Raw genomic sequence first — 4,788 nt, 5'->3', positions numbered from 1 at the left:
CCCAAAGGGAGGGTGAAATAAAACTGCACGACCTCTTCAAGGGGAGGGTGATGACAGGTGCCTTACAATGCAAGACGGAAGAGACACACAGCCTGACACGGGAGGTTGGCTTTTTCCTGGGACGCGGGTTGAGGATTGGCGGGAATACTGGCAAGTTCTCCCGTTGTCCTTTTCAGCCGTTTCTCTCAGTTGTTTTCTCTGTCTGCCAAGAAATTCATGCAACCGCCCGCAGTTCCGGCCGTTCCTCCCGATCACCCTGGTCTTCAAGCGTTGCTTCGGCGGATGGGGGAAGCCGTGGGAATCATGGACGACACTGTCTTCGAGAACGACAAGTTCCTTGGGTTCTTTCAGTCCTTTCGCCCCGACGGGCGTGGTTTGGACGGCATTTTTGATGAACTGGACGGTGGAGAGGAGTTGCGACGGAGGTTGGAGCATCTGTTTGAAATCGCCGGGGATGACCGTCGGCCTCAGGGTGGCCGCGACGCGTTTTTCTTGGTGCGTTCGCCACGTCCGATTGATCCCGCGGTGGTGGAATCGAAAGCGGTGGAATGGACCGACCGCATTTCGACCTTGGCAGAGAAATTGGGCCAACCGGAGGCAGCCGAGCGACTTCGAGCGATTACCAAGCACCGAGCGCTGGAAGGCATCCCACCTAAACATCCGCGGCAGGACCACGAGAAAACGGAGCTGTTGAAAACGTTCCAGAATGTCGTCGAGCATCTGGTCACGCGAATTTCGACGCCCGAACCGTTCGCGGAATCGCTTCGCGCCCCGTATTACTTCATCAGTTGTGATGCGGGGGTGCGAGATCATTTGATGTGGCCGCTGTACCGTGACCATTTGGCGGCGAGTGTTGTGGGGGGAGAAGGCGGGGACGTGGAAGAACCGTTCCAGCCTTACTTTGACCTGTGGTCGCACGGCGTGAAATTTCGCGTCTACCAAGAAAATCAGGTCGACTGGTACATGCCACGTCTATAGTGAGCGCGATGTCTGCCTCGTCTTCTCAGCCAACGTTGTCGAGCCCCGATGGCTCGGTGCCCGAATCGGTCGTCGTTTCCCAGGATGCGTCGGATGCGAACGCGTTGACGGACGATGCTGCAAGCGTAGGCGGCGAATGGGGGCCTCCGTCCGAGATTGGCTCTGAGCCGGTTTCTGGTGGCGCCGGATTCATTCCAGCGATCGTGTTTTTGGTTTTGATGTTGGCGATGTTCATCAATCCGATCGAACCGAAGACGAGCGCGGAGTTCGATCGAGCGACGAGCAGTCTGAATGTGCTGACGTTGGCCAAGCTAGCGATTGCGGGAATGGCGAGCGGATTGGGCGGAATTGCGTTGTGGGTCAGCCCGCGAACTCGGCAATTGCTCAGCAGCCTTCCGGGGTTGGGGCTGCTCGCACTGGGCGGCCTGTTTTGCATCACCAGTTTGTTTGCGATCGAAAGCAACGCGATGATCAGCCGCGCATCCGCGTTGATCTTTGTCGGTTATCTGTTGTTCACTGCGATGGCGCTGGCGACGCTGGGGCCGCGCAGGATGGTGGCGGCGATTGTTGCGGGAACGTCGTTGTACATGTTGGTGACCTGGGCGTTGTTTCTGGTGGTTCCCGAAATGGGAACGTTTGAGGAGTACATCAGCGCAACCGAAACGGTCCGGCGAATGGGAGGCACCGGGCATCCAAACAACATTGCAAAGACCGCGATCGCGATCGGTTTGGTTGGCGTGGCGATGTACTTGGGGCGGACGGAGTCGCTGGTTTCGGTTTGTGTTCGAGGTCCCTGGCAACGTCTGCTGTTGATCGGAATCATGGTGCTGGCTGCGGCGACCGTTGTGGCAACGCTCAGCCGAACGGCGATGCTAGCGGGCATGGCCGCAGCAGGCGTCTTGCTGATTGATCGCTTGTACGGACGAGGCGGTTTAGCACTCGGGATCGTGGGGATCGCTTCCGCCGCGATTTTGGTGCTGGGCGTTTCGTTGTTCACCGGCGAAGGCCCGTTTTCAGAAACGGCGGTCAGTGCGGTGACCAAGAGCGGTGACGTCGAAGAACTCACTTCGCTTACCGGGCGAACAACGATCTGGGAGGAAGCGATCGGATTGATTGCCAAGCGTCCGCTCACCGGATACGGGATGGACAGCGCTGCCAGTGTGATGAGCCGCGAAGCCACGGGGACTCACAACTTGTTGTTGCACGTCACCTTTTCGGCGGGGGTTTTTGCCTGCCTGTTGATGCTGCTCATGCTGGGGTGGTCGCTGGTATTCGGAGCAACCTCGCCGCAGGAATGGATCCGTGCCGTCCTGACCTATGTGTTGGTGTCAGGTCTGGTGGAAGACACGATCATTGAATCGTTTCCGACCACGCTGACAGTGCTTTGGTTGTCAGCGTTGTTGGCGCCCGCCTTAGCCGGTCGTTCCCAATCCTGAGGCGATGGCGTTGACGCTCAACAACAGTGCGGGCAGCAGCGCATCGGCTTGTTGATGCTCGCCCATTTTGTTGTAGCTTCGCCAACGCTGCAGCAACGAGATCTGTTGGCGATGCAGCAGACGCAAGCCTTCGCTTCGCAATGCGATCATTCGTTGCACGTTGGGGCGTTGGGTTTCCAGGGCCCCGCCGTAGACGGCTTCGACCATTTCACAGGCCAGTTCCCATTGCGTTTCAATGTCGGTGACGAAGCGTTCCCGCAGGGCTGGGTTTTCAACCAAAGCCGCGTATTGCTTCATCACTTCAATGTCGACGGCGGTGACACTGGTCGCGACATTGCTGATCAGATAGTGGAGGGGGGCCCAGTCACGGAGTGCTTCTTTGACAGCGGCAAACTCATCCGGGCATTCGGTTTGCAGTTTCTTCAGTGCAGTGCCGACGCCATACCAGCCGGACAGGTAGCAACGGGATTGTCCCCAACTGAACACCCACGGGATGGCTCGCAGATCATCCAGGGTTTGCTGGCCGGTGCGGCGAGCTGGACGTGAGCCGATGCGGCTTTGTTCAATGGCATCGATGGGCGTGGCCTCGCGAAAAAAGTCGACAAAACCATCGCTGTGCAGCAGTTCGTGATAAGTTGAACGGGCCCACGCAGCCAGCTTCACCAGGGTTGGTTCCAGCGGATGTTCCGCTTCTTCGGAACGCGAATCGGCGAGCGATTTTCGCGTGACACCCGCGAGGAACAATTCCAAGTTGTAAATCGCGGTCGGTTCGTGAGCGTACTTCTGCGCGATCGTTTCCCCCTGCTCCGTCAGCCGCATGTCGCCGCCAATGGTGTGATCGGGGAGGCTTTTGATGAACCGGTGGGTCGGCCCGGCACCGCGGCTGATCGTGCCGCCGCGCCCGTGAAAGAATCGGGCGCGAACGCCATGGGCACGAGCCGCCTGGGTTAGTTTTCGCTGTGCATGTCGCAACCCAACGAGACTGGCCAGGATGCCGCCGTCCTTGTTGCTGTCGCTGTATCCGATCATGACCTGCCCGACCGGTGCGTTGGCACCTTCTCGTTGAGCGATGGCGGTCAAACTGTTTCGCGTGATGGGATGTTGCAGGAAGCGGTCGTAGATTTCCGGCGAACGCTCGAGGTCGTCGATGGTTTCAAATAGCGGGACAACTGGCAGAGGGCAGACCACGCCCGATTCGGTTCGTTGCAACAATCCAACTTCTCGAGCGAGCAAGTAGACTGCCATCAAGTCCGATGTCTTGCGGGTCATGCTGACGATCAAAGCGCCCAGCCCATCGGCGCCGTGTTGCGAACGATACTGAGTCACCACACGCAGGGCACCGAGGACCGCGTCGGCTTCTTCTCCCGCGGAGGCATCCGGGTGCGTCAGTGGTCGCGAACTGGCGAGTTCTTCGTTCAGGAACGCCATTCGTTTGTCTTCGTCCCAACTGGCAAATTTCCAGTCGGCCATGCCGGCGGCTCGCAGGAGTTGTTCAATTGCCGTGTCGTGTTTGGCGCTGTTCTGGCGAATGTCCAGCACCGCCAAATGGAACCCAAAGGTTTGAGCGATTCGCATGGTGGGGGCCACGGCGCTGGTTGCGACATCGCCCAGATCCACGGCGACCAAGCTCTCGTGCAAGCAGCGAAGGTCAGCGAGCAATTCGCGTGAACGTTGATAAGTGTGTGGCTGGGGGCCATCCGTCAGTGAGCTTTCCGATGGCAAACTTGCCAGCATCAGGTTGATGAACTGACGCCACGGTTCGTTGGGATTGCGGGCGATTGCTGCAGCGCCCGTGCTACCCATCGCCTGAGCACGCTCGGCGATCCGGGTGAGAAATTCGCTGGTCGGCGGCAACCAGTAAGCGGAGACGCTGGTCAGTCTGGCGAGTTGAACCAGTTCTTCTCGCATCAATTCAATCGCACCCCGGCGAAGCTGCATCAGGGTTTCTTCCGTCACCTCTGGCGTGACCAATGGGTGGCCGTCGCGGTCGCCACCCACCCAGGTTCCAAACGTCAATCGCGGCAAAGCCAGCGGATCGGCGATGGCTTTCTCGCTCAGTCCAACCTCCCGCCAGGCTTGACGCAAACGCTGGTCGAGAGGCTGCAGTGCTTTCGGGAACACCACCGTCAGGTAGTCCATCACATTGCGGCGTTCGGATTGCAGGTCGGGTTTGTCCAAGTAGATTTCGCCGGTTCGCCACAGGATGCTGAGCACCGATTCAATTGCTTCTTCGTTTTCAGATCGTCGCCAAGGTGGCAGGTCCTCTTGGTGGCGGAGTTGGAATCGGCGGAACAGTCGACGGTGGTGTGCCAACACCGTTGCTCGTTTGGCCTCGGTGGGGTGGGCGGTCAGCACAAGTTCCACAGATCGGAAG

Annotated in this window: 3 protein-coding genes; 2 read left to right on the top strand and 1 reads right to left on the bottom strand. The window is 58.9% G+C overall.

The genetic code is table 11. The features are described from left to right. Positions 1 to 216: 216 nt before the first annotated feature. Positions 217 to 978: an apolipoprotein acyltransferase gene (locus tag ACF8AM_RS07905; RefSeq protein WP_392555114.1), complete on the top strand. Its 762-nt coding sequence runs from the start codon at positions 217 to 219 to the stop codon at positions 976 to 978. Between the two features lie 8 nt (positions 979 to 986). Next, on the top strand, positions 987 to 2,414 hold the full coding sequence (locus ACF8AM_RS07900; RefSeq protein WP_392555113.1) for an O-antigen ligase family protein: 1,428 nt from the start codon (positions 987 to 989) through the stop codon (positions 2,412 to 2,414). Here the strand turns inward: ACF8AM_RS07900 and ACF8AM_RS07895 are convergent. After that, the coding region (locus ACF8AM_RS07895; RefSeq protein ID WP_392555112.1) for a phosphoenolpyruvate carboxylase at positions 2,391 to 4,788 on the bottom strand (2,398 nt) is incomplete at its 5' end. The genes ACF8AM_RS07900 and ACF8AM_RS07895 overlap by 24 nt on opposite strands.

It is taken from the genome of Rhodopirellula sp. JB055, assembly GCF_043100905.1.
GTDB lineage: Bacteria > Planctomycetota > Planctomycetia > Pirellulales > Pirellulaceae > Rhodopirellula.
This window is presented reverse-complemented; position numbering and strand designations above follow the sequence as displayed.